The sequence below is a fragment of the Streptomyces fodineus genome (assembly GCF_001735805.1).
GTDB classification, from domain to species: Bacteria; Actinomycetota; Actinomycetes; order Streptomycetales; family Streptomycetaceae; genus Streptomyces; species Streptomyces fodineus.
Map to the genome: position 1 here is coordinate 2,174,524 of NZ_CP017248.1, position 22,208 is coordinate 2,196,731.

A 22,208-nucleotide genomic window follows, 5' to 3' on the forward strand; every position below is an offset into this window, starting at 1 on the left:
GTCAATGGTCCGGACCGAAAACGTCGGATGCGTTTCCGGCCAATCTCCGCTCCGGGAACGGACTGACCGGTCAGTCGAGACGGATCGCGGGGTCAGGAATGCGCCGCGGCGCGTGATCGTTGACGATGGGAGTACCACCTGTCCGCAACCGAAGGATCAAGAAGCTCGTGAGCAGCAAGGTCCCCCCGATCATCCTCAACAACGGCGTCGAGATGCCGCAGCTGGGCTTCGGCGTCTGGCAGGTGCCGGACGACGAGGCCGAGCGGGCCGTCGCCACGGCACTGGAGGCCGGGTACCGCAGCATCGACACAGCGGCGATCTACGGCAACGAAGAGGGCACCGGCAAGGCCATCGCCGCCTCCGGCCTGCCCCGCGAGGACATCTTCGTCACCACCAAGCTCTGGAACAGCGACCACGGGTACGACGCCACGCTGCGCGCCTTCGAGGCGTCGCTTCGGAAGCTGGGTCTCGACTATCTCGACCTGTACCTGATCCACTGGCCGCTGCCGGCCCGCGGCACCTACGTCGACACCTACAAGGCGTTCGAGAGGCTGCTCGCCGACGGCCGGGTCCGCGCCATCGGCGTGTCCAACTTCCTTCCCGAGCACCTCGAGCGGCTGATCTCCGAGACCTCCGTCATCCCGGCGGTCGACCAGATCGAGCTGCACCCGCATCTGCAGCAGCACGCCGCCCGCGAGTTCCACGCCGAGCAGGGCATCGCGACCGAGGCCTGGTCACCGCTCGGCCAGGGCAAGGGCCTGCTGGAGGTCCCGGCGATCGTCGCCATCGCGCGGAAGCACGGCCGGACGCCGGCCCAGGTCGTGCTGCGCTGGCACGTCCAGCTCGGCAACATCGTGATCCCCAAGTCCGTGACGCCGTCCCGGATCAAGGAGAACATCGAGGTCTTCGACTTCAGCCTGGACGACGAGGACCTCGCGGCGATCAGCGCGCTCAACGAGGACCGGCGCCTGGGCCCCGACCCGGCCACCTTCGACATGGGCTGACCCGGCCGGCAACCACGGCCGTCCGCCCCACCGCACAGCGGGGCGGACGGCCGTGCGCCGTTTCCGGGGACCACCACGACGCACGCCATGGCTCTGGTCCCCGTCGGCCACGGCGGCGCGCCACTGTGCCGTTGCGGCGCCTTGCCTCCACGTCAGGACCGGAGCCCGATGCCTGGCCGCACCGGAGTCATGTGCATGTGCCGACCCGGAGTTCTGTACCTGCGGCCGCCCCGGAGTCATGTGCCTGCGGCCACCCGGAATTCGCGGGCCTACACCCGCCCGGACTCGTGTGCCTTCGCCCGCCGGAGGCTCGCGCCCACGCCACCCCAGAGCCATGCGCCCGCGCCCACCCAAAACCATGCGCCCATGTCGCCCCGGTGGCCATGTCCTTGCTCCCGCCCCGAATCACGTGCTTACGGCCGCCCACCGAAGCCTTGTGCCCGTGCCGACCCGCACCCATGTGCCCGTACCGGCCCGCAACCATGTGCCTACACCCGCCGAAGCCCTGCCCCTGTGCCACCCCGGAGCCATGTGCCGGTGCCGGTGCCGGCCGAAGCCAAACGCCCATGCCGGCCCACATCATGAGCCTGCGCCCGCCCAGAGCCTTGCGTCCATGTGCCGCCCGGATCCTTGCGCCTGTGCCGGCCCGTGACGCAGCCAGCTCCCTCCCCGGACCCGGCCGGCACCCGGTGTCCAGTCCCCCAATGCCCCGGCGCGGTCAGTCCTCCCGCACATCCGCGTGAACGATCTCGAATTCCTCCAGCGCGACCACCGTCACGTGCGCCTTCGCCGTGCCCGCGTGTCGGATCGCGGCCTGGCGAGCGCGGGATGCGGTGAGTGAGGCGCGGTCGGCGAAGAGGACTCCGGTCATGCCCCGGCCGCGGTCGCGGTCCAGGAACAGGGCCGCGCCGGCGAATCCGGGCAGGACCTCCAGCAGGGGCAGGACACCGGCGTGGAAGGTGTCGGCGGCGAGGTCCGCGTCCGCCGGTTCGAACTCGAGCCGGGAGGTCCGCAGCCCGCCGCCGCTGAGGGGCCGGCGCCCGGCGTGCAAGACCACGGCCTCGAAGTTCTCGACCGCGACGGTCCCGGCGAAGGGCTGCAGCAGCTCCGGCCGGCGCGCGCTCATCACCTCGTCGCTGTTGCGGCGCGCCGCCGCGGACTCCCACCAGCTGACCGTGAGCAGTTTGCCGAGGTCACGGTCGACGAAGACGCCCGCGCCCCGGTAGCCGGGCCGTTCCTCCAGCAGATCGTGCCCCCGGGTATTCAGGGCCCCCAGGGCCGTGCCCAGCCGCGCCGGATCGCCGGTCGCGTACACCGTGCGTACGAACATCCGCCTCGCCTCCCGGGGCCCTGACCGTGCCGCCCGACGGCGGCAGACATATCCGGATATACCGGCCTTCTTCAGTCTTGCCCCGGGTCGCAAATCACCGCAATACGCATAGATTTCGGCACTTCGCAACCGGAGTCTTGACGAGGACATGGCGACAGGTCCACCGTGTACGGCACCTCGTAAGGAAACTTTCCTAACAGAAGGGCCCCCACAGTGCGCCTTCGAACCCTGACCCTTGCCGCGGCCTCCGGGGCCGCCCTGCTCGCCGCCGGAGTGCTGCCCGCGCACGCGTCCGCCGGCGCGTCCGCACGGACCGCCCCGGCCTCCGCCCAGGAGGGCTCGGTCAGCGCGGCCGACCTGCTCGCCAAGGTGAAGTCCTGTTCGCAGATATCGAACGGCAAGTACAAGACGGACGACGAGACATCGGCCACCGTTCCCGTGTGCGGCAAGAACGGCGCGGTGTTCTGGAAGGCCGACATGGACGTCGACTGCGACGGCCAGCGCACCACCAACTGCAACGAGAACCGCGACCCCTGGTACCAGGACGACACCGCCTTCCACCAGTCCGACGGCAAGCCGCTGAAGGCCGAGTCGCTCCCGTACATCGTGGTGCCCAGCGCCAGCAGCATCTGGAACTACTCCAGCGCCGGTATCAAGGGCGGCGGCGTGGTCGCGGTCATCTACAACAACAAGGTCGAGTACGCCGTCGTCGGCGACACCGGCCCCACGAAGATCATCGGCGAGGCGTCGTACGCCACCGCCAAGGCGCTCGGCATCGATCCCGACCCGAAGACCGGCGGCGCCGACTCGGGCGTGACCTACATCCTGTTCAAGAACTCCAAGGCCTCCCCATCGAGAGCCACAGCGCCGCGGTCTCGCTCGGCGACCAGCTGGCCAAGCAGTTCATCGCCAACAACTGACCGGCGCCGTACGTCAGTTGGGCTGACCCAGCGGGCGTACGACCACGGTGTTGACGTCGACCCCGGCCGGCTGCCGGATCGCCCAGAGAACCGAGTCGGCCATCTGATCGGCGGTCAGCAGGTGCCCCGGCGGCAGGCTGCCGAGGCCGTCCCAGAACGGGGTCTCCACCCGGCCGGGGGCGATCAGCGTCACACCGATCCCGAACTCCGTGACCTGGCGGCGGGTGTTCTCGGCCAGCCCGGTGACCGCCCACTTGGTGGCGCCGTAGATGTTGCCCGGGGTGTTCACGAACCCGGCGACGCTGCCGACGAGGACGATCCGGCCGTGGGACTCCTTCAGGGCCTCGACGGAGGCGCGGATGAGCAGGGCCGGGCCGAGGACGTTGGTGAGCACCATCTCGGTCCAGCCGGCCGGGTCGCCGTCCGCGACGGTGTCGTGGGTGGCGAAGCCGGCGTTGGCGACTACGGTATCCAGTCGACCGTAGGCCTTCAGCGTACGGTCGACCGCATCCTGTATATCGTCGAATGTCGACGCGTTACCGGCGACCGTCAGCAGTTCGTCCGGGTTGCCGAGCCCTTCGGCGAAGTCCCGCAGCCGGGCCTCCGTACGGCCGGTGACGGTGACCCGGTGGCCAGCGGCCAGCAACTGCCGGGCGACGGCGGCGCCGATGCCGGTGGCGCCGCCGGTGATGAGTGCGACCGGAGAGTCGTTCATGTGAGTCCCCCTGTGTGTCGGTGAGGGCGGGAGTCCATCACGTGGAGCGCGCTCGAAGTCAAGTGCCCTCGCAGGTACGGCAGCCGTAGGGAACGCAGCCGACTGGTCAGACCGGCCGGACCGCCCGGTGCACCGTGTGCGCCGCCAGCACGAACACGTCGGGGCGCCGGTGGACGCTGCCGGGATCGGCGGGGTCGACGAGACGGTCGAGGGTGGCCCGGTCGTCGGCGTCCAGGGTGTCTGCGTGGACGTCCCGGAGGCGGGTCAGCGCGGCGACGACGAAGGCGCGGGCCCGGTCCGGGACGGGGGCGGGCAGGTCGAGAAGGAAGCTGCGGGTGCCCGTGTGCTTCAGTCCCGCCGCGGTCAGCAGGGCGGGCCAGTCCTCGGTCTCCTTGACCGCGCCGGGCAGCTCGGCGCGCATCCGCGCGAATCGTTCCTCCTGGAGCACATCGAGACGGGCCTGCAGTCCGGGAAGGCCGAAGCCGATCTCGCGGGGCAGATAGCGGGTGGGCAGACCGCCCTCCAGGATGGCCAGTGTGCCGCCGGGGGCGAGCCGGGCGGCGAAGGCGGCGAGCGCGGACCTCTGGTCGCCGAGGTGGTGCAGGCTGCGGCTGGCCCACAGCAGGTCCACCGGGTACTCCAACTCCGCGAGTGAGTCCGGTAGTTCACCGGCCAGGGTGTCGAAGCGGTCGCCGGCGCCCTGGCGGGCGGCTCGCGCCCGGGCGCGCTCCAGCAGCGGCTCGGCGCCGTCGGCGGCGACCACCCGTGCGCCGGGGAACGTCTCCGCCATCAGGCAGGCGATCACCCCGGGCCCGCTGCCCGCGTCCACGATCAGGCCGGGCTCGGTCACTTCCTTGCCGAGCCAGGCCAGGGCACGCGCGTACGCCGGGCCGAACACCTCGGCCTCCGCCTCCAGCAGCGCCGCCATGGCCGCCCAGTCGGTGTCGTGGCCGTGGCCATGCGCGTGACCGTGATGTGTGTGGTCCCCGTGGTGGGCGTGGTGGTCGTGTGCCATGGTCGTCAGCCTCTCGTTCGGATGCCGTCAGCCTGCGACGGCGCACGGGGGCGGTGCCACTTTCGTTGCCGGTGCCGCAAAAAAACCGGGTGCGCGGGGCGGGAACCGGCGTCAGCATGAGGGCTTGTGGACGACCTTGTGACACGTTTTCTCACCGACGGCTTCGTGAAGATCGAGAGGGCCTTCCCTCCGCGCGTCGCCGCGGACTGCGCACGGCTGCTGTGGCGGGAGACGGGGTACGACCCGGACGACCCGGGCACCTGGAAGGAGCCGGTGGTGCGGGTGGGCGGCATGGCACAGGGCCCGTTCGCCGCTGCCGCCAACTCCCCCGTTCTGCATGAGGCGTTCGACGTGCTCGTCGGCGCGGGCCGGTGGCAGCCACGGTATGCGCTGGGGACCTTTCCGCTGCGGTTCCCGCACCCGGTCGAGCCGGACGACGCGGGCTGGCACATCGAAGGCAGCTATCTCCCCGAGGGCGAGCAGTGGTACTTCGCCAACCTGCGCTCCAGGGACCGCGCGCTGCTGATGCTGTTCCTGTTCAGCGAGGTGACCGAGGCGGACGCCCCGACGCGGATCCGGGTCGGCTCGCACCTTGACGTGCCGCCGCTGCTGGAGCCGTACGGCGAGGCGGGGGCCTCCATCCTGGAACTCGGCCCCCAGCTCGACCGGGCCTCGGCGCACCGCCCGCTCGCGTACGCCACCGGCCGCCCCGGTGATGTCTACCTCTGCCATCCCTTCCTGGTCCACGCGGCCCAGCCACACCACGGCACCCGGCCCCGGTTCATGGCGCAGCCGCCGCTGGATCCGGCGGTGCCGTACGAGCTGGAGCGGCCCGACGGGGCGTACTCGCCGGTGGAGCGCGCGATCCGCCGGGGTCTGGGCCGGTAGGGCGCATGGGTGGACCGCCGCCTGCGAGGCGGCGGTCCTGACGAGGTCAGTTCCAGATGCCGCTGATGTCGGAGGCGTTGGCCGCGGCTCCGGCATGGGTGGTCAGCCCGGCCAGGTCCTCGAGGGTGCGCAGCGTGTCGTAGTGGTTGTAGTGCGTCGAGGTGGAGCTGCCCGGCGCGACATGCGCACCGTAGAACACGGTGGCGATGTGGTTGCTGTGCGAGCTGTCGTCCTCGTCGAAGGTGACGGCGAGGATGCTGTTGTGCGTCCTGGCCCAGGTGGCATAGGCGCTGAGGTTGTTCTTCAGCCAGGTGTCACCTGTGCCGATGGAGCAGTCGTGCATGTCGTTGCACAGGTTCGGGACGACGAACGACTCCTTGGGCAGGGTCGTGTAGTCCGTCGGGAACTGCGTGAAGGTGTGCGCCGTGTTCAGCGGGACGTTGTTGAAGGCGAACCACGGGTTGTGCTTGCGGGCGTACTTGGTGGCGGAGTTGGTGCACACCGTGGAGCCCTGGGAGGGCAGGCCCTCGTTGTAGCTGCCCCACGTCCTGCCGGCGGCGATGAGCTCGGAGCCGAGGTTCGCGGCGCTGCTGAACTGCGGGGTGTAGCAGTTGTCGTTGGTGATGCCCTGGTTGTTCCCGGAGAACAGGTCCAGGTAGTTCGGCTGGCTGGGGTGGGTGATGGCGAACGAGTTGGTGAGGTTGCCGCCGCCGGCCTTCAGCGTGTTGTTCAGGTACGGGGCGCTGGAGCTGCCGATGACCTGCTCGTAGGAGTGGTTCTCGAAGACCACGACGACCACGTGATCGGGGGTGGGGAGAGCGGCGGCCTGGGCGGCCGGCGCGGCGGCCCAGACACCGAACAGGGCGGCGGGGAGGGCGGTGGCGAGGGGGAGCGCCCGGCGCGAGCGCTTGATGCGGGACAGCAAGGACATGGTGGACCTCCTGTGGGAGCGGCCAGGACAGCGCGGGGGGTTGTCTACTGCTCAGGCGGTCGTCTTTGCTCGGGCAGCTAGGAGAGTAGGGGGCCGCCCGCGAGGCCTTCAGGTCCACCGAAGTGAAGGCCCGTCAAACAGTCGTGGACCGGCTGGAGTTGCCGCGGGCTCAGCCGTCCGTGTGCTTGGTGAAGGCCCGCACCCGGAAGACGGGGTCCGGGCGGCGGCGGTCCTGGTCGGGGAGGTGGGCCAGGCGTACGGCGAACTCCTCGGTGCGCGGATCACCGGGCGGGAGCATGGTGAACCAGCCCCGGCGCAGGTCGGCGATGGTGCTGCGCGGGCTGCGGCCCTGTCCGACGCCCGGGAACGTGGTGTGGCCGGCCGGCTCGAGCCCGTGCCGGACGGCGTGCGCGGTGACCGTGCCGGCGGCGTCCGGTGCCGCGCGGCGCGGGCGGGAGGCGAGGACGGCGTCGATGTCGCTGCCGACGTCGTGCGCGTCGGCCTTGTCGACGGTGGTGACGTACACCCCGCCGGGGCGCAGCACCCGGGCGCACTCGGCGACGACGGCGCGGAGGTCGCCGGGGTCGTACAGCAGGTGCAGCAGCCAGATGCTGGTGACCGCGTCGAAGGTGCCGGCGGGGAAGGGCAGCCGGCGGCTGTCGGCGCGGACGACGGCGCCGGGCAGCCGGGCGCCCGCCATGCGGACCATGCCCGGTGTGAGGTCCGTGCCGGTCACCCGCAGTCCGGGCCGGTCGGCGGCGAGCCTGCGGGTGACGATGCCGGTGCCGCAGGCGATGTCGAGGAGACGGCCCGGGGTGTCGGGTATCAGGTCGAGGACGGCCCGCGTGGCCGCCGCGGCGCGGGCCTCGCCGCCCCGGGAGGCGTCGTAGGCGTCGGCTTCCTTGTCGTAATCGAGCACGCCGCTCAGTGTGCGCCGTGACCTGGGGCGATGTCCTCCACCTTGCGGGCGAGCGCGAAATCCTTCTCGGTGAGGGCGCCCCCCGCGCTGTGTGTGTGGACGGTGAGGGCGACGGTGTTGTAGCCGAGCGTGAGGTCGGAGTGGTGGTCCAGCTCGTCCTGGACGGCGGCGACATGCATGACGAGAGCGGCGGCCGCGACATGGGAGCCGAGCCGGTAGGAGCGGGTGAGCCGGCCCTCGTCCACCGCCCAGCCGGGCAGTTCGGCGAGCCGGTCCTCGATCTCCTTCTGTGACAGCGGTTCGACGGCCATGGCCTTCGGCTCCCTTCGACGCGACGGGAAGACGGGGTGCGGGTGGTACGCCATCAGCCTGCCACGTCAGCCCCTCGCGCAATCCGCCGCACGCCGCCGGGTCAGCCCCGTGCGCACTCCGCCGCCAGGTCGTCCGCGAGTGCGGCGATCCGGGCCCGGCCCTCCACCCGTGTCACCCACTCGTGCGGCAGGCCCGTGTCGCCGTGCAGCGCGCCGAGGAGGTTGCCGCAGATGGAGCCGGTGGAGTCGCTGTCGCCCGAGTGGTTGACGGCCAGCGGCAGCGACTCCTCGGGGCGGGGCTCGGCGAGCGCGCAGTAGACGCCGATGGCGAGGGCTTCCTCGGCGACCCAGCCCGCGCCGAGGGACTCCACCTTCTCGGCCGTAGGCGCTCCGTCGGCGGCGAGGTCCAGGGCCGCGCGCAGGGCGGCCGTGGTCTCCGTGTGGCCGCGGTGCCGCTCCAGCAGCCGCAGCGTGCGCAGTACGGCGCCCTCCAGGGAGTCCCCGGCGACCAGGTGCGCCACGATCGCGGCGAGCGCGCCGGCCGCGTAGTAGCCGGTGGGGTGGCCGTGGGTGATCTGGGCGCCGCGCGCGGCCATCGCGAAGGCCTCGTCGGCCGGGCCCACCAGGCCGAAGGGGGCCGAGCGCATGACCGTACCGCAGCCCTTGGAGTCGGGGTTGACCTCGCCCGGTGTGCCGTCCAGCGGGAGTGCGGCGTCGGGCGCGTACATCTGGGCGATGCCGGACAGGCAGGCGTTGCCGGGGGCACGGCGGGAGTACAGCCAGGCCTCGGTGACCAGTCCGCCGGCCGGCGCGCCGGGCTGCGGTTGCTGCGGTCCGGGCTTGGACTGGGTCTCCAGCCAGCGCTCGTAGGCCTGGCGCAGCAGCAGGGACCAGGCGCCGCCGGTGCCCTTCTCGCGCTCCCGTGCGTGCGCCTGGATCAGGGCCTCGACGGTGAACAGGGTCATCTGGGTGTCGTCGCTGATCAGGCCGGGCGCGCCGGGGACGAGACCGGTGACGCCGCGCGCGCCGTGCGTGGCACGGATCCGGTCCAGGGAGGCGAACTCCACGGGGTAGCCGAGGGCGTCACCGAGCGCGCCGCCGAGGAGACAGCCGCGGACCCTGGCGCGGTACACCGCCGCGGCCTGAAGAGACACTTGAAGCGGCGCCTGAAGGGACGAGGTCCGCCACGGCTTCGACCCCGGCTGGTTCATGCGCACCTTGTCAACTCCTCGACTACGGTCGGATGTATGACCATTGTCGCCACCGGCCCCTCCGCGTCCGCCACCGCCCCCGCCGCCTCCGACAGGGGCGTCGGCCCGCTGCTGCGGGCCTGGCGGGAGCGGCGCCGGGTCTCCCAGCTGGAGCTGGCGCTGCGCGCCGACTCCTCGGCCCGGCACATCAGTTTCATCGAGACCGGCCGGTCCCGGCCGAGCGAGGAGATGGTGCTGCGGCTCGCCGAGCATCTGGACGTGCCGGTACGCGAACGCAACTCCCTTCTCCTGGCGGCCGGTTACGCCCCGCACTATCCGGAGACCCCGCTGGACGACCCGGCGCTGGACGCGTTGCGCGACGGCCTGGAACGTCTCATCCAGGCCTATGAGCCCTACCCGGCACTGGTGGTCGACGCCGGCTACACGGTCGTCACCGCCAATCGGGGCGTTGCGATGCTGCTGGAGGGGGTGCCGGAGGACCTGCTGGCGCCGGCGCCCAACGCGATGCGGCTGACCCTGCATCCGGAGGGCCTTGCGCCGCGTATCCGCAATCTGCGCGAGTGGCGCGGGCATCTGCTGGCGCAGATGGAGCGGCAGATCGCCCTGCAGCGCTCGGACCAACTGCGCGCCCTGTACGAGGAGGTGGCCGCCTACCCGGTGCCCGAGGACGCGCCGTACGACGAACCGGCCGAGGAGGTCGCGTACTTCGCGCTGCCGCTGCGCATCGAGCACGACGGCCGGATCCTGTCGTTCGTGTCGTCGATCTCGACGTTCAACACGCCGATGGACGTCACCGTCGCCGAACTCGCCATCGAGACGTTGCTGCCGGCCGACCCGGCGACCGCCAAGTATCTGCACACGTTGGCCGGTTGACCGCCGCCCCGGCCGGACCGGTTCCCTGGGACCCGTGTGCGACAGGGGATCACATGGCAGACTGCCGGGGTACTTCGGCGCGTAGGGGAGGGCGTGGCGTGAGTGAGCGGCGGGCTGCGCCCACCGTGGGCCAGGTGGTGCTCGGCAAACGGCTGCAGGAACTGCGCGAGGCGTCGGGCCTCGGCCGGGAGGAGGCCGCCCGGGTCCTGAGGGTGGCGTCGGCGACCGTACGGCGGATGGAGATGGCCGAGGTCGCGCTGAAGATCCCCTACGTGCAGGTGCTGCTGGACACCTACGGGGTGGCCGAGGAGGAGGCGGCCGCGTTCGTGCGGCTGGCCGAGGAGGCGAACCAGCCGGGCTGGTGGCAGCGGTTCCACGACGTGCTCCCGGACTGGTTCAGCCTGTACGTCAGTCTGGAGGGCGCCGCCCGGATCATCCGCTCCTACGAGCCGCACTTCATACCCGGTCTGCTGCAGACCGAGGAGTACGCGCGGGCGGTGCTGGAGGCCGGGACGATCGGGCAGACCTCGCCGCAGACGGTGGAGCGGCATGTGTCGCTGCGCATGGAACGGCAGCGGCTGCTGGAGCAGAACGACCCGCCCCACCTGTGGGTGATCATGGACGAGACGGTGCTCAGGCGACCGGTGAGCACGCGGCCCGACGTGCTGCGGGTCCAGGTGGACAAGCTGCTGGCGTACGCCGACCGGGACCGGGTCACCCTTCAGATCGCCGAGTTCGCCGCGGGCCCCCATCCGGGGACGTACGCGCCGTTCACGCTGTTCCGGTTCGCCGAGCCGGAGCTGCCGGACATGGTGTTCACCGAGTACCTGACCGGCGCCCTCTACCTGGACTCCCGCCGCGAGGTCTCCGCGCATCTGGAGGTGCTGGACCACATGACGGCCCGGGCCGCGTCGGCGCAGCGCACGCGGACCCTGCTGCGGGAGTTCCGCGCCACCCTGTGACAGCACCTCCCGGACCTGTGCCAGGCCGTCCGGACCGACCTAGGGGGAACAAGCCGTATGACCACACCCGATGCCGTGCCCGTGCCGATCGACACCAGCCGTCCGCACCCCGCCCGGGTGTACGACTGGTGGCTGGGCGGCAAGGACAACTACCCGGTGGACGAGGAGCTGGCCAGAAAGATCCTCGCCGTGGACGGCACGGCGGTGCGCGGGGCGCGGGCCAACCGCCGGTTCATGCAGCGGGCCGTCCGTACGGCGGCCGAGGCCGGGGTACGGCAGTTCCTGGACATCGGCACCGGCATCCCGACCGAGCCCAATCTGCACCAGGTGGCCCAGGGCGTGGCCGCGGAGTCCCGGGTGGTGTACGCGGACAACGACCCGATCGTGCTGCGGCACGCCGAGGCGCTGCTGCGCGGTTCCGTCGAGGGCGGCACGGACTACATCCACGCCGACGTCCGTGACCCGGACGCCATCCTGCGGCAGGCAGGTGAGTCGCTGGACTTCGCCCGGCCCGTCGCGCTGTCCCTGGTGGCGCTCACCCACTATCTGTCGGACGCCGAGGACGATGTGTACGGCCTGCTGGAGACGTACGTCAAGCGCCTGGCTCCGGGCAGCTTCCTGATCCTGTCCCAGGTCACGCCCGATCTGAACCCCGAGGCGGTGACCCGGGCCGCCGAACTGTTCCGCCGCAGCGGCACGCCCTTCCACCCGCGCACGCTGCCCGAGTTCTCCCGCTTCTTCACCGGTCTCGAACTGCTGGGCCCGGGCGTCATCCCGGTGCACGGCTGGCGACCGGAACCGCAGGACGTGGCGTCCCAGGCGGAGGGGATCGTGCCGGTGTACGCAGGGGTGGCGGTCAAGCGCTGACCCGCGAGGGCCCCACGACCGCAGCGCCCGGAGTCAGGCCGCACCCCCCTCGGTGTCCCCGCCCCTGCCCTTGTCCCTGTCCTTGTCCCTGTCCTTGTCCCTGTCCTCGTCCACGATCTCCGCGTCGACCACTCCCTCCTCGTCGGCGGCCGAGCCCTGTTCCGTGGCCGGGCCGCCGCCGGTGGCGGAGGCGTTCGCGTACATGGCCTGCCCCATCTTCTGGCTGACCGTGGCGAGTCTCTCCACCCCGGCGCGCAGGGCACTGGTGTCGGCGTTCCGGTCGAGCAGGGTCTTCAGCTCCGCGGCGGCCGACTCGACCTCGCCGCGCGTGTCGGCGGGCACCCGGTCCTGGTTGTCGCGGATAAACTTCTCGGTCTGGTAGACGAGTTGCTCGGCCTGGTTGCGCGTCTCGGCGGCCTCGCGGCGTTTGCGGTCCTCCTCGGCGTACTGCTCGGCCTCCCGCATCATGCGGTCGATGTCGTCCTTGGGGAGCGCGGAGCCGCCGGTGACGGTCATCTTCTGCTCGCGGCCCGTCGCCAGGTCCTTCGCCGAGACGTGCATGATCCCGTTGGCGTCGATGTCGAAGGCCACCTCGATCTGCGGGACGCCGCGCGGGGCGGGCGGCAGCCCGGTGAGGTCGAAGACGCCGAGCTTCTTGTTGTAGGCGGCGATCTCGCGTTCGCCCTGGTAGACCTGGATGCCGACCGAGGGCTGGTTGTCGGTGGCGGTGGTGAAGATCTCCGAACGGCGGGTGGGGATCGTGGTGTTGCGTTCGATCAGCTTGGTCATGATGCCGCCCTTGGTCTCGATACCGAGGGACAGCGGGGTGACGTCCAGCAGCAGCACGTCCTTGACGTCGCCGCGCAGGACACCGGCCTGGAGGGCGGCGCCCACGGCCACGACCTCGTCGGGGTTGACGCCCTTGTGCGGGTCCTTGCCGGTGAGGTCGCGCACCAGGTCGGTGACGGCGGGCATCCGGGTGGAGCCGCCGACGAGGATGACGTGGTCGATCGCGGACAGCTGGATCCCGGCGTCCTTGACCGCCTGGTGGAAGGGCTTCTTGCACCGGTCGAGCAAGTCGGCGGTCAGCTCCTGGAACTGGGCCCGCGTCAGCTTCTCCTCCAGGTGCAGCGGGCCCTCGGCGGAGGCGGTGATGTAGGGCAGGTTGATGGAGGTCTCCGAGGACGACGACAGTTCGATCTTGGCCTTCTCGGCGGCCTCCCGCAGCCGCTGCACGGCCATCTTGTCGGCGCCCAGGTCGATGCCGTAGTTCCCCTTGAACCGCTTCACCAGGTGCTCGACGATCCGCTGGTCCCAGTCGTCGCCGCCGAGGTGGGTGTCGCCGTTGGTGGCCTTGACCTCGATGACGCCGTCGCCGATCTCCAGCAGGGACACGTCGAAGGTGCCGCCGCCGAGGTCGAAGACCAGGACCGTCTGTTCCTCGCCGCGGTCGAGGCCGTAGGCGAGGGCGGCGGCGGTCGGCTCGTTGATGATCCTGAGCACCTTCAGGCCCGCGATCTCGCCGGCCTCCTTGGTGGCCTGCCGCTGGGCGTCGTCGAAGTACGCGGGCACGGTGATCACCGCGTCCGTGACGTCCTCGCCGAGGTAGGCCTCCGCGTCGCGCTTCAGTTTCTGCAGCACCCGCGCGGACAGCTCCTGCGCACGCAAGCGGGTGCCGTCGACCGAGCCCTGCTCCGGGAAGCGCCAGCCGGCGTCTCCCATATGCCGTTTCACCGAGCGGGCCGTGCGCTCCACGTTGGTCACGGCCTGCCGTTTGGCGACCTCGCCGACCAGCACCTCCCCGTTCTTCGCGAACGCCACCACGGACGGCGTGGTGCGCGCGCCCTCCGCGTTGGCGACCACGGTGGGCTCGCCGCCCTCCAGGACGGCCACCACCGAGTTCGTCGTCCCGAGATCGATCCCGACCGCACGTGTCATGGTCCGTCCCCTTCCGCCCGGGCGCCTGCCGCACTCCCAGCACAAGCCGTGCCCGCGGCGCTGTCAATGGCGGGGTGTCCGGATACGGCGATGCCGCGCCCCTCGAGCGGGACGCGGCATCCGGGGCCGCAGGAGCCTCAGGCCAGCTCGGCCGTCAGGGTGATGGTCGTACCGGTCAGGGCCTGGCTGACCGGGCAGTTCTTCTTGGCGTCCTCGGCGGCCGAGGCGAAGCCCTCCGCGTCCAGGCCGGGCACCTCGCCGCGCACGGTGAGGTGGATGCCGGTGATGCCCTCGCCGGGCTGGAAGGTGACGTCGGCCTTGGTCTGAAGCCGGGTGGGCGGGGTGCCGGCGCCGGCCAGGGCGTGCGAGAGGGCCATGGAGAAGCAGCTGGAGTGGGCGCCGGCGATCAGCTCCTCGGGGCTGGTCCTGCCGTTCGCGTCCTGGGAGCGCGAGGCCCACGTGACCGGCTGCTCGCCGATGCCGGAGGAGTCGAAGGTGACGACACCGTTGCCCTCGAGCAGGTTGCCTTCCCAAACGGTGTGAGCGGTGCGCGTGGTGGCCACGATTGGTTCCTTTCGCGTGGGGTCCCGTTACGTGAAGCACGCAAGGTCCCGTTACGGGGTTTTCCGTACCCCTATCCGATCACATCCGGGCTCATCGCACCCTGAAGACCGGGCCACGCGGAGTGAACGGCAGGTGACCTCCCTGCGGGATCAGATAGGCGTGCTCGCGGAGCACCCGCAGCACGTCGCACCAGCCGTCGGTGATCACCAGCACCGGTGCGGCGGGCGGGAAGTCCTCGGCCCGGTGCAGCAGGTCGATGCCGGGCTGCAGGACCGTACCGCCGCGCCCGTGCACCCGTACCCGGCCCGCGATCTCCGTGACCGGCAGATAGCCGGCGTCGTGCGGGGCGGCGTCGCAGAACACCACGCGGGCGGCCGGCACGTCCCGGGCCTCGGCGTAGGAGGCGATCGCGCCGAGCGCCTTGCCGAGCAGGGTGCGGCTCATCGAGCCGGAGGTGTCGAGGACCACCCCGAAGGTGCAGCGGGCGATCTCCTCCGGCGGGAAGTAGCGGCCGGCACGCGGGATGTCCGGGGTGGACGCCTGGCGGCGGGCGGGGCGGGCGAAGGACCGTACGGGCTCCGGGCGGGGCACGAACTCGTCGAACCAGCGGGCGAGTTGTGCGCCCCAGGGCAGCGGCGGCCGGCTGAGCGCGCGGATCTCCTCGACGAGACCGCCGGGCAGGAAGCCGCGCTCCTGCGCCTGGTGCAGATCCAGGCCGCGGCTGAGGCCGCGCCGATAGAACTCGTCCAGGTCGACGTGAGTGCCGGGCGGCCCGAGCGGGGCACCGAGGATGTCGCCGGTGCCCTTGCCGCGCAGGGTGGCCAGGCGGCGGATGCGGGGCTACTGTTCGCCGGCGCACTGGGCACGGCGCTGACCGCCGCCGGGCAACTCGACGCGGACGGCTACCGTTCGGTCGCCCCCTGGCTGCGGCACGCCCACGCGCGCCTCATGGACTCCCGTGTCGAGGCGCGCCTGCGCGGAGCGCTCGCCGAGCGGCTCCGGGAACTGCTCGCGAGCGCGGACGAGGCGCACGTGCCCGAGGGGCTGATTCCCGCTCACGCCCCCTGGGCCGCCGCTCTGCGCCAGCGCGCGAGCACCGCGCCGTCCCGCGAACTCGCCGACGTCGTACGGCACTTGGCGAGCCTGTCCGGACCGCGTCCGGCGCGGCGCTGGCGGCGGACCTGCCTGGCCCTCGTGGACGCGGTGTCCGGGCGGGACATGGTGGCAGAGGGCCTGCGCGCGCTGGCCGAGGGCGAGCCGCTGTGCAGCAGGGCGAACGGCCCCCACACCGGCTGGCTCCCCGGCGACTTCCATCACCACTACGTCGTCCACCAGAACGACGCGGACCTGGCACGCGGCATCGTCTGGGCGGCCGCGCTGACCGCCGGCCCGGCCGCGGTGCCGTACCTCGACGCGCTCGCCCTGCGCACCGGCGGCCCCGGCAGAGAAGTGATCGAGGACCTCAAGCTCGCGGGCGCGACGATCAACGCCCTGGCCGAGGTCGACGATCCGGCCGCTCTTGAGGCACTGTGGCTGCTGCGGTCCCGGATCCGGCAACGGGCCCTGCGCAAGCAGCTCGGCACCGCCCTGGTGACCGCCGCCGCACGGCAGGGCATCACCGCGGGGCAGCTCGTCGAGCGCAGCGTGCCCGCCCACGGCCTGGCGCCGGACGGCTCGCTGGAACGCACACTGGGCGGATACCGGGCGCGGCTGGCGATCGAGGACGCGCTCACCGTACGGCTCACTTTCACCGGACCCGACGGGCGCACCTCCCGTACCGCCCCGGCGCCTGTGAAGGACGGATTCCCCGGCGAACTCGCCGAGTTGAAGGCCCTGGCCAAGTCGGTACGGGGCACGTTGTCGGGCGAGCGGGCCCGCGTGGAAGGGCTGATGTCGGCGGGGCGCGAGTGGCCGTACGACGAATGGCGCCGTCACTACCGCGACCACCCGGTCACCGGCGTCCTCGTCCGCGGGCTCATCTGGGAGTTCCAGGGAGCGGACGGCGCGTGGCGGGCGGCGGCACCGGCGGCCGAACCCTCCGGTGCGCCCCGGCGCGTCCGGTTGTGGCATCCGGTCCGGGCGACGGTGGACGAGGTCGGCACCTGGCGGGCGCGGATCCTCGCGGAGGGGCTGCGGCAGCCGTTCAAACAGGCTTTCCGCGAGATATACCTGCTCACTGCGGCGGAGGAGGAGACCGGCGTCTACTCCAACCGGTTCGCCGCCCACATCGTGCACTACCGATGCCTGTACGCGCTGTTCAAGGAGCGCGGCTGGCAGGCCGACTTCCTCGGCCGCTACGACGGCGGCTACGACGGCCGGGCGCGCGCCGAGTTCGGCGACGGCGAGTGGCGGGCCTGCTTCCACCACGAACCCGCCGAGGAAGACGACCGGGACTACGTGCCCCGGTACGCCGCGACCGACCAGGTCCGCTTCGAGCGGCGGGACGGTCGGCGCTGGCGGGAGGTCCGGCTGGCCGAGGTGCCCCCGCTGGTGTTCAGCGAGGCGATGCGGGACGTGGACCTGTTCGTGGGTGTGACCTCGATCGCCGCCGACCCCGACTGGACGGACCGGGGCGCGGACCGCCATGCCGCGTACTGGCGGACGGCCACCTTCGGCGAGCTGACGACGAGCGCACAGGTCCGCCGCGACGCCCTGGAACGGATCCTGCCGCGCCTGAAGATCGCCGGCCGGTGCACGCTCGACGGCCGCTTCCTGATCGTCCGTGGGGACCTGCGCACGTACAGGATCCACCTGGGCTCGGCCAACATCCTGATGGAACCGGACGACAGCTACCTGTGCGTCGTCCCGGCACGGCGCCCGGGGAACGGCAAGGTGTTCCTGCCCTTCGAGGACGACCGGCTCTCCCTCATCCTCAGCAAGGCGTTCCTGCTCGCCGCCGACACGAAGATCACCGACAGGACCATCCTCACGCAGATCGAGCGAGGTGTCTGATGGCGACCGTGACGTTCCGGGACGAGACCGCGACGGGCAGGCCGGTCGCCGAGTGGGAGGTCGCCGGGCTGCCGGAGCGGATGACCGTGCGGGAGCTGATCAGGCGCCGGGTCCAGGAGGAGGTCGCCCGGCACAACGCCCGTCCCTCCAGCCGGTTCAACGGCCTCGTGCGCCCCGACGACGCCGAGACGGAGCTGAACGGCTACCCTCTGCGCGAGCCCCGCCGTATCGACGGGGAGCGCCAGGCCGAGATCGCCGAGCGCTCCTTCATGGCCAACGGGTTCTTCGTGCTGGCCGGCGATCGCCAGGTCGAGGATCTGGACGAAGTCGTGGATCTCACCGTCGATCCCGACCTGGTCTTCATCAAGCTCGTCGCCCTCGTCGGTGGCTGACGGACCGGCATCCGGGCAGAGCCGACCCTAGCGGCCGTCGTAGCCGGCCGTCGGCATGGACAGGCGGCGGTGGACGCGGGCTTTCATCTGTGCGTCGTAGGAGGGCTCGGCCCGCCCGACGGTCTCCACGCGTACGCCGCGGCGGGCGCATTCGGCGGTGAAGGCCTCGACCGAGGACAGCGCGCGCCGCAGGACACGCAGGCTGGGCGCGACGAAGACGTCCACGCCGGGCCGGACGCCGTCCCAGAGTGCGCCGTGGTCGAAGCGCAGTCCGCCGACGAGGAGTTCGCGGGCGATGACGTATCCGCGTTCGGCCGCCCAGCGGGCGCACATCGCGTGCTGGCTGCGGGAGTCGACGAGGAAGGGGTCGGCTTCCAGTTCCTCCAGCGGGGTCAGGCTGGCGATGGCGATGACCCGCACCGGCGCGGGCACGTCGGAGGAACCCCGCGGCTGTCCCATGGCGTCCCCCTCACCTCCGGGTTTCGCCGCAGACCCTACTCCTGCCCGTAGGCTTCGGGGAGTCGCGTGAAGGAGGCGAAGCAGGTGCCGGTGGAGATCACCTGGTGGGGGCACGCGACCTGCACGGTGTGGGATGCGAACACGCGGGTGCTCACCGATCCTCTGTTCGCCCGCCGGCTGGCGCATCTGCGGCGGCGCCGGGGTGCCGTGCCACCGGCCGAGGCCCGGCACGCGGACGTGGTCCTCGTCTCGCATCTGCACGCCGACCATCTGCATCTGCCCTCGCTGGCGTGCCTCGCTCCGGGCACGCGCCTGCTGGTGCCCCGGGGCGCACCACGGGCGGTGCCGGGTCTGCGCCGTCTGCGGCAGGTGCGGCTGACGGAGGTGGCGCCCGGGGACGCGGTGCGGATCGGTGAGCTGCTGGTGCGGGCGGTGCCGGCGTTGCACGACGGGCGGCGGCTGCCCGTCGGACCGCGCCGTTCGCCGGCGCTCGGGTATGTCGTGGAGGGTGAGGCACGGACGTATTTCGCCGGGGACACCGGGCTGTTCGACGCGATGGCCGAGCAGGTCGGGCCGGTGGACGTGGCGTTGCTGCCGGTGGGCGGCTGGGGGCCGTACCTCGGTGCGGGGCACCTGGACGCGGCGCGGGCGGCGCGGGCGCTGGCGCGGCTGGCTCCGCGGGCGGCGGTTCCGGTGCACTACGGGACGTACTGGCCGATCGGGATGGAGGCGGTGCGGCCGCACGAGTTCCATGCGCCCGGGGACGAGTTCGTGCGGCTGGCGGCCGTGACGGCGCCGGCGGTGGCGGTGCACAAGCTGGGGCACGGCGAGAGTGTGCGGCTGGAGGTCGCGCGGTGAGATGGCTCGCCTCGGTGGCGGTGCCGGCCGCGGCCGCCACGTCGACGGTGCCGCCGGAGTCGACGCAGCAGGCGATCGGTTATCCGTCGTTGTTCCTGCTGGTGCTGATCGGGGCGCTGGTGAGTTCGGCCGCGGTGGTGGCGTTCCATCAGACGGCGCCGTTCTCGTCGGCTCTGGTGTTCGTCACGGCGTCACTGGCGGCGTTCCTGGGGGATGCGGCGCTGTACTGGCTCGGGCGGCGCGGGATGCGGTCGCGGAACGGGTCGCGGTGGCTGGAGGCGATACGGGCCCGGGCGCCGCAGGAGCGTGCCGCGCGGGCGCGGGGGAAGCTGGCCGAGCACGGCGTTGCGGTGCTGGTGTTGTCGCGTCTGGTGCCGGCCGGTCGTATTCCGGTGATGTTGGCCTGTCTGATGGCGGAGTGGCCGCTCAGGCGGTTCGCCCGCGGGAATCTGCCCGCGTGTCTGGCCTGGGCGGCCACCTATCAAGTGATCGGTGTTCTGGGGGGTTCACTGTTCCCGGAGCCGTGGGAGGGGGTCGTGGTGGCGGTTGCGCTGACCGTGTTGATCAGCGTGTCGCCGAGTGTGGTGCGGCGGTTTCGGTAGCGCCGTTTCACCTCCGTGCCCCTAGGAAACGCACTCCAGCACTCTTGAAGCACCGACCGGAAGATCCCACAGGTCCTCTCGCTCCAGTCCGGCCTTCTCCCAGGCCGCCCGCACCCTCGTGAGGGGTTCCAGGACCGGCTCCGCCGAGAGGATGAAGGTGCCCCAGTGCATGGGGGCCATGCGGCGGGCGCCGACGTCGAGGGTGGCCTGGACCGCTTCCTCGGGGTCGCAGTGGACGTCGCTGAGCCACCAGCGGGGGTCGTAGGCGCCGATGGGCATGAGGGCGAGGTCGATGCCGGGGTAGCGGCGGCCGATGCGGGAGAACCAGTGGCCGTAGCCGGTGTCGCCGGCGAAGTAGAGGCGCTGTCCGTCGGCGTCGGTGAGGACCCAGCCGCCCCAGAGGCTGTGACAGGTGTCGGTGAGGGTGCGCTTGGACCAGTGGTGGGCGGGGACGAAGTCGAAGCGGACGCCGGACAGTTCGGCGCCCTCCCACCAGTCCAGCTCGGTGACACGGGTGAAGCGGCGGCGGCGGAACCATCGGCCGAGGCCGGCCGGTACGAACACCGGGGTGTCCCGCGGGAGCCGGCGCAGGGTGGGGGCGTCGAGGTGGTCGTAGTGGTTGTGGCTGATGACGACTGCGTCGACGGGGGGCAGGGCGTCCCAGGGGAGGCCGACGGGGGTGATGCGGGCCGGGGTGCCGAGGATGCGGCGGGACCAGACCGGGTCGGTGAGGACGGTCAGGCCGCCGATACGGACGACCCAGCTGGCGTGCCCGGCCCAGCTGACGGCCAGGGTGCGGGTGTCGACGCGGGGCAGCGGGGCGGGTGCGCAGGGGAGCCGGGGCAGGTCGGCGAGGCCTTCGGCGCCCGGGCGTACGGCGCCTTCGCGGGCGAAGCGGGCGAGGGCCTTGAGGCCGGGCAGGGGGGCGGTGAGCCGGTCGTGGAAGGTGCGGGGCCACACGCGGTGTTCGCCGAGGGGGCGGGGCTCTGCCAGCGGGGGGAAAGCAGGCGCCCGGGGGGCCGGGGTGCCGGTGTCGCGAGTCGGTGCGGTCGTCGTGGTCGTCGTGGCCGATCCGCGCTCGTGGGTCTCGGGTTCGTGCGTCCTGGGCTCGTGCGTCTCGTTCTCATGCGTCCTGGGCTCATGCGTCTGCTGCGTCATCGAGGAGGCTCCCATCGCTGAGCGTCGTCGCGGAGGTCGTCGAGGACCGACGTCAAGGAGATCAACGCGCGTTGCAGGTGTGGCAGTTCCAACGGTGCGGGTGAGGTGAGACATTCCGCGCGTTCCTCGTCCGTGGCGCCCAGCAGGGGGCCCGTGGCGAGTCGTACGCGCAGCGCCCCGAGGTCGTCGCCGAAGCGGTGGCCGCCGGGTGCGGGCATGCCGAGCCGGGCGGTGAGGAGGTCCTCCAACTCCTGGGCGTCGCCGACACCTTGTGCGGCGAGGGGTTCGCGCAGCGGGCCGAGGTCGGCGTACAGGTGGCGGCCGGCCTGCGGGGGGCGGGCGAGACCGCCGCCGGCGACGACGGCGGCGTGCGCGGCGGCGGCCACGCGCGCGTGCAGCCGTACGGCGGCCTCGCGGCGTTCGGTGACGGGCGGGGGTTCGTCGAGGGCGTAGCCGGCCGCGGCGGCGATAGGTGCGGCGACGGCGGCGCCGAGCCCGGTGAGGATGTCGAGCACGCGCGCGTGGAGGTGCCGTCCCGGTTCGGTGGCGGGGAAGCGGGCGACGGCGGCGGGCCAGCCGGGCGGCAGCAGGGATCCGGCGAGGTCCGTGACGACGGTGACCTGGTCGGGGCGCATCTCGGCGGGGCTGAGCAGGACGGTGTCGTGGGGGTCGTGCAGGGTGTCGCGCCAGGTCTCGTCGCTGACCAGGTGCAGGCCTTCGGCGGTGGCGGCCTCGACGGTCTCGTGCAGCAGTTCCGGTGGGGCGACGGTGGCGGTGGGGTCGTCGGCGACGGACAGCACGAGCAGTCGGGGGTCGCCGCCCTCGGCGCGGACCCGGCGTACGGTCTCCAGCAGGGCGTAGGGGTCGGGGACGCCGCCGCTCTCGGCGGGGGTGGGCACGTGGTAGGCGGGCCGGCCGAGCACCCGGGCGTACGGTGCCCACCAGGCGGCGCAGGGGCGGGGTACGAGGATGTCGGCGCCGTCCGAAGCGAGTGCGGCGGTGAGGGCGAGCAGCAGGGCGGGGGCACCGGGGCCTGCGGCCACCTGGTCGGGGGCGGTCGGCAGGCCGCGCCGGGTCCAGTAGCCGCAGGCCGCTTCGAGGAGGGCGGGGGCGCCGCCGACGGGCTGGGCGTCGGCGCGGCCCGCGGCGGCGGCGATTACGGCGGTGAGTTCGGGGAGCACGGGCAGGCCGTCGCCGGGCAGAGCCGGGCCGTAGCGGACGGGGCCGTGACCCTCGGGTTCCGTCCGCCGCATGTCCGCCTCCGCGCCGTCCTGGTGCCGTGTGCCGCCGGTCCGGGCCGGTTGGCCGGGGCGGACTGTGGTGTCGTGAGCTGTCGTGC

Annotated in this window: 21 protein-coding genes and 2 pseudogenes; 10 read left to right on the top strand and 13 right to left on the bottom strand. The window is 72.2% G+C overall.

From position 1 onward, the window contains the following. Positions 1-167 precede the first annotated feature (167 nt). Positions 168-1,004, top strand: coding sequence for an aldo/keto reductase (locus BFF78_RS08690; protein WP_069777759.1), 837 nt, complete (start codon positions 168-170; stop codon positions 1,002-1,004). Positions 1,005-1,722: 718 nt separating this feature from the next. Here BFF78_RS08690 and BFF78_RS08695 read toward each other — a convergent pair. After that, a complete protein-coding gene (locus tag BFF78_RS08695; RefSeq protein ID WP_069777760.1) occupies positions 1,723-2,334 on the bottom strand; it encodes a hypothetical protein in 612 nt (203 codons plus the stop codon). A gap of 213 nt (positions 2,335-2,547) precedes the next feature. On the opposite strand from BFF78_RS08695, the pseudogene BFF78_RS42965 reads away from it, so the two are divergent. Next, positions 2,548-3,254 (top strand): annotated as a pseudogene (locus BFF78_RS42965) (glycoside hydrolase family 75 protein). 13 nt (positions 3,255-3,267) lie between these two features. Here the strand turns inward: BFF78_RS42965 and BFF78_RS08705 are convergent. Both BFF78_RS08705 and BFF78_RS08710 read right to left on the bottom strand, forming a co-directional pair. After that, the gene (locus BFF78_RS08705; protein WP_069777762.1) at positions 3,268-3,969 is read right to left on the bottom strand and encodes an SDR family oxidoreductase; all 702 of its coding nucleotides are present in this window, start codon (positions 3,967-3,969) and stop codon (positions 3,268-3,270) included. Positions 3,970-4,075: 106 nt separating this feature from the next. Continuing rightward, positions 4,076-4,984, bottom strand: coding sequence for a class I SAM-dependent methyltransferase (locus BFF78_RS08710; protein ID WP_069777763.1), 909 nt, complete (start codon positions 4,982-4,984; stop codon positions 4,076-4,078). A gap of 126 nt (positions 4,985-5,110) precedes the next feature. Between BFF78_RS08710 and BFF78_RS08715 the strand changes: the two genes are divergently transcribed. Continuing rightward, a complete protein-coding gene (locus BFF78_RS08715) occupies positions 5,111-5,872 on the top strand; it encodes a phytanoyl-CoA dioxygenase family protein (RefSeq protein ID WP_069777764.1) in 762 nt (253 codons plus the stop codon). Between the two features lie 46 nt (positions 5,873-5,918). On the opposite strand, the gene BFF78_RS08720 is transcribed toward BFF78_RS08715, so the two are convergent. The 4 genes from BFF78_RS08720 to BFF78_RS08735 form a co-directional block, all read right to left on the bottom strand. Beyond that, positions 5,919-6,803 carry an alkaline phosphatase family protein gene (locus BFF78_RS08720; protein ID WP_069777765.1) on the bottom strand — a complete coding sequence of 295 codons (885 nt, stop codon included), beginning with the start codon at positions 6,801-6,803 and terminating at the stop codon, positions 5,919-5,921. A 169-nt stretch (positions 6,804-6,972) separates the two neighbouring features. Continuing rightward, entirely contained in the window at positions 6,973-7,722 is a 750-nt protein-coding gene (locus tag BFF78_RS08725; protein ID WP_069777766.1) for a class I SAM-dependent methyltransferase, read from the bottom strand. Between the two features lie 5 nt (positions 7,723-7,727). Then, the gene (locus tag BFF78_RS08730) at positions 7,728-8,033 is read right to left on the bottom strand and encodes a 4a-hydroxytetrahydrobiopterin dehydratase (protein WP_069777767.1); all 306 of its coding nucleotides are present in this window, start codon (positions 8,031-8,033) and stop codon (positions 7,728-7,730) included. 101 nt (positions 8,034-8,134) lie between these two features. Continuing rightward, positions 8,135-9,187 carry an ADP-ribosylglycohydrolase family protein gene (locus BFF78_RS08735; RefSeq protein WP_227025776.1) on the bottom strand — a complete coding sequence of 351 codons (1,053 nt, stop codon included), beginning with the start codon at positions 9,185-9,187 and terminating at the stop codon, positions 8,135-8,137. Between the two features lie 93 nt (positions 9,188-9,280). Here BFF78_RS08735 and BFF78_RS08740 point away from each other — a divergent pair, with 93 nt between their 5' ends. The 3 genes from BFF78_RS08740 (at position 9,281) to BFF78_RS08750 (ending at position 11,946) form a co-directional block, all read left to right on the top strand. Continuing rightward, on the top strand, positions 9,281-10,117 hold the full coding sequence (locus BFF78_RS08740) for a helix-turn-helix domain-containing protein (RefSeq protein ID WP_069777769.1): 837 nt from the start codon (positions 9,281-9,283) through the stop codon (positions 10,115-10,117). A gap of 98 nt (positions 10,118-10,215) precedes the next feature. After that, positions 10,216-11,079 (top strand): helix-turn-helix domain-containing protein, encoded by an 864-nt coding sequence (locus tag BFF78_RS08745; RefSeq protein ID WP_069777770.1) that lies wholly within the window; start codon positions 10,216-10,218, stop codon positions 11,077-11,079. 57 nt (positions 11,080-11,136) lie between these two features. Next, positions 11,137-11,946 carry an SAM-dependent methyltransferase gene (locus BFF78_RS08750; RefSeq protein WP_069777771.1) on the top strand — a complete coding sequence of 270 codons (810 nt, stop codon included), beginning with the start codon at positions 11,137-11,139 and terminating at the stop codon, positions 11,944-11,946. A gap of 33 nt (positions 11,947-11,979) precedes the next feature. Here the strand turns inward: BFF78_RS08750 and dnaK are convergent, their stop codons facing one another. From dnaK to BFF78_RS08765, 3 genes and pseudogenes are all read right to left on the bottom strand, one after another. Then, on the bottom strand, positions 11,980-13,884 hold the full coding sequence (gene dnaK / locus BFF78_RS08755; RefSeq protein WP_069777772.1) for a molecular chaperone DnaK: 1,905 nt from the start codon (positions 13,882-13,884) through the stop codon (positions 11,980-11,982). Positions 13,885-14,021: 137 nt separating this feature from the next. Then, on the bottom strand, positions 14,022-14,447 hold the full coding sequence (locus tag BFF78_RS08760) for an OsmC family protein (protein ID WP_069777773.1): 426 nt from the start codon (positions 14,445-14,447) through the stop codon (positions 14,022-14,024). A gap of 91 nt (positions 14,448-14,538) precedes the next feature. After that, positions 14,539-15,285: pseudogene (locus BFF78_RS08765) on the bottom strand (vWA domain-containing protein); the annotation flags it as partial. A 381-nt stretch (positions 15,286-15,666) separates the two neighbouring features. Between BFF78_RS08765 and BFF78_RS08770 the strand changes: the two are divergent. Both BFF78_RS08770 and BFF78_RS08775 read left to right on the top strand, forming a co-directional pair. Beyond that, positions 15,667-17,400, top strand: coding sequence for a DUF4132 domain-containing protein (locus tag BFF78_RS08770; RefSeq protein WP_227026128.1), 1,734 nt, complete (start codon positions 15,667-15,669; stop codon positions 17,398-17,400). Further along, complete coding sequence (locus tag BFF78_RS08775; RefSeq protein ID WP_069777775.1) at positions 17,400-17,792, top strand: hypothetical protein; 393 nt, start codon at positions 17,400-17,402, stop codon at positions 17,790-17,792. The genes BFF78_RS08770 and BFF78_RS08775 overlap by 1 nt, the downstream gene beginning before the upstream one ends. 27 nt (positions 17,793-17,819) lie before the next feature. Here BFF78_RS08775 and BFF78_RS08780 read toward each other — a convergent pair whose 3' ends face one another. Continuing rightward, a complete protein-coding gene (locus tag BFF78_RS08780) occupies positions 17,820-18,251 on the bottom strand; it encodes a hypothetical protein (protein ID WP_069777776.1) in 432 nt (143 codons plus the stop codon). A gap of 84 nt (positions 18,252-18,335) precedes the next feature. Between BFF78_RS08780 and BFF78_RS08785 the strand changes: the two genes are divergently transcribed. Together BFF78_RS08785 and BFF78_RS08790 are read left to right on the top strand one after the other, a co-directional pair. Then, positions 18,336-19,109 (top strand): MBL fold metallo-hydrolase, encoded by a 774-nt coding sequence (locus BFF78_RS08785; RefSeq protein WP_069783469.1) that lies wholly within the window; start codon positions 18,336-18,338, stop codon positions 19,107-19,109. Continuing rightward, on the top strand, positions 19,106-19,711 hold the full coding sequence (locus BFF78_RS08790; protein ID WP_418346629.1) for a DedA family protein: 606 nt from the start codon (positions 19,106-19,108) through the stop codon (positions 19,709-19,711). The genes BFF78_RS08785 and BFF78_RS08790 overlap by 4 nt, the downstream gene beginning before the upstream one ends. 21 nt (positions 19,712-19,732) lie before the next feature. Here BFF78_RS08790 and BFF78_RS08795 read toward each other — a convergent pair whose 3' ends face one another. Further along, complete coding sequence (locus tag BFF78_RS08795) at positions 19,733-20,869, bottom strand: MBL fold metallo-hydrolase (RefSeq protein WP_069777777.1); 1,137 nt, start codon at positions 20,867-20,869, stop codon at positions 19,733-19,735. Further along, complete coding sequence (locus tag BFF78_RS08800; protein ID WP_069777778.1) at positions 20,866-22,122, bottom strand: aminotransferase class I/II-fold pyridoxal phosphate-dependent enzyme; 1,257 nt, start codon at positions 22,120-22,122, stop codon at positions 20,866-20,868. Before BFF78_RS08800 ends, BFF78_RS08795 begins: the two co-directional genes overlap by 4 nt. Positions 22,123-22,208: the final 86 nt, after the last annotated feature.

Excerpts from the sequence above, each read along its gene's own strand:
- BFF78_RS08695 (WP_069777760.1), bottom strand. The coding sequence starts at position 2,334 with ATGTTCGTACGCACGGTGTACGCGACCGGCGATCCGGCGCGGCTGGGC.
- BFF78_RS08705 (WP_069777762.1), bottom strand. The coding sequence starts at position 3,969 with ATGAACGACTCTCCGGTCGCACTCATCACCGGCGGCGCCACCGGCATC.
- BFF78_RS08710 (WP_069777763.1), bottom strand. The coding sequence starts at position 4,984 with ATGGCACACGACCACCACGCCCACCACGGGGACCACACACATCACGGT.
- BFF78_RS08720 (WP_069777765.1), bottom strand. The coding sequence starts at position 6,803 with ATGTCCTTGCTGTCCCGCATCAAGCGCTCGCGCCGGGCGCTCCCCCTC.
- BFF78_RS08730 (WP_069777767.1), bottom strand. The coding sequence starts at position 8,033 with ATGGCCGTCGAACCGCTGTCACAGAAGGAGATCGAGGACCGGCTCGCC.
- BFF78_RS08740 (WP_069777769.1), top strand. The coding sequence starts at position 9,281 with ATGACCATTGTCGCCACCGGCCCCTCCGCGTCCGCCACCGCCCCCGCC.
- BFF78_RS08750 (WP_069777771.1), top strand. The coding sequence starts at position 11,137 with ATGACCACACCCGATGCCGTGCCCGTGCCGATCGACACCAGCCGTCCG.
- dnaK (WP_069777772.1), bottom strand. The coding sequence starts at position 13,884 with ATGACACGTGCGGTCGGGATCGATCTCGGGACGACGAACTCGGTGGTG.
- BFF78_RS08770 (WP_227026128.1), top strand. The coding sequence starts at position 15,667 with ATGGTGGCAGAGGGCCTGCGCGCGCTGGCCGAGGGCGAGCCGCTGTGC.
- BFF78_RS08775 (WP_069777775.1), top strand. The coding sequence starts at position 17,400 with ATGGCGACCGTGACGTTCCGGGACGAGACCGCGACGGGCAGGCCGGTC.
- BFF78_RS08780 (WP_069777776.1), bottom strand. The coding sequence starts at position 18,251 with ATGGGACAGCCGCGGGGTTCCTCCGACGTGCCCGCGCCGGTGCGGGTC.
- BFF78_RS08795 (WP_069777777.1), bottom strand. The coding sequence starts at position 20,869 with ATGACGCAGCAGACGCATGAGCCCAGGACGCATGAGAACGAGACGCAC.
- BFF78_RS08800 (WP_069777778.1), bottom strand. The coding sequence starts at position 22,122 with ATGCGGCGGACGGAACCCGAGGGTCACGGCCCCGTCCGCTACGGCCCG.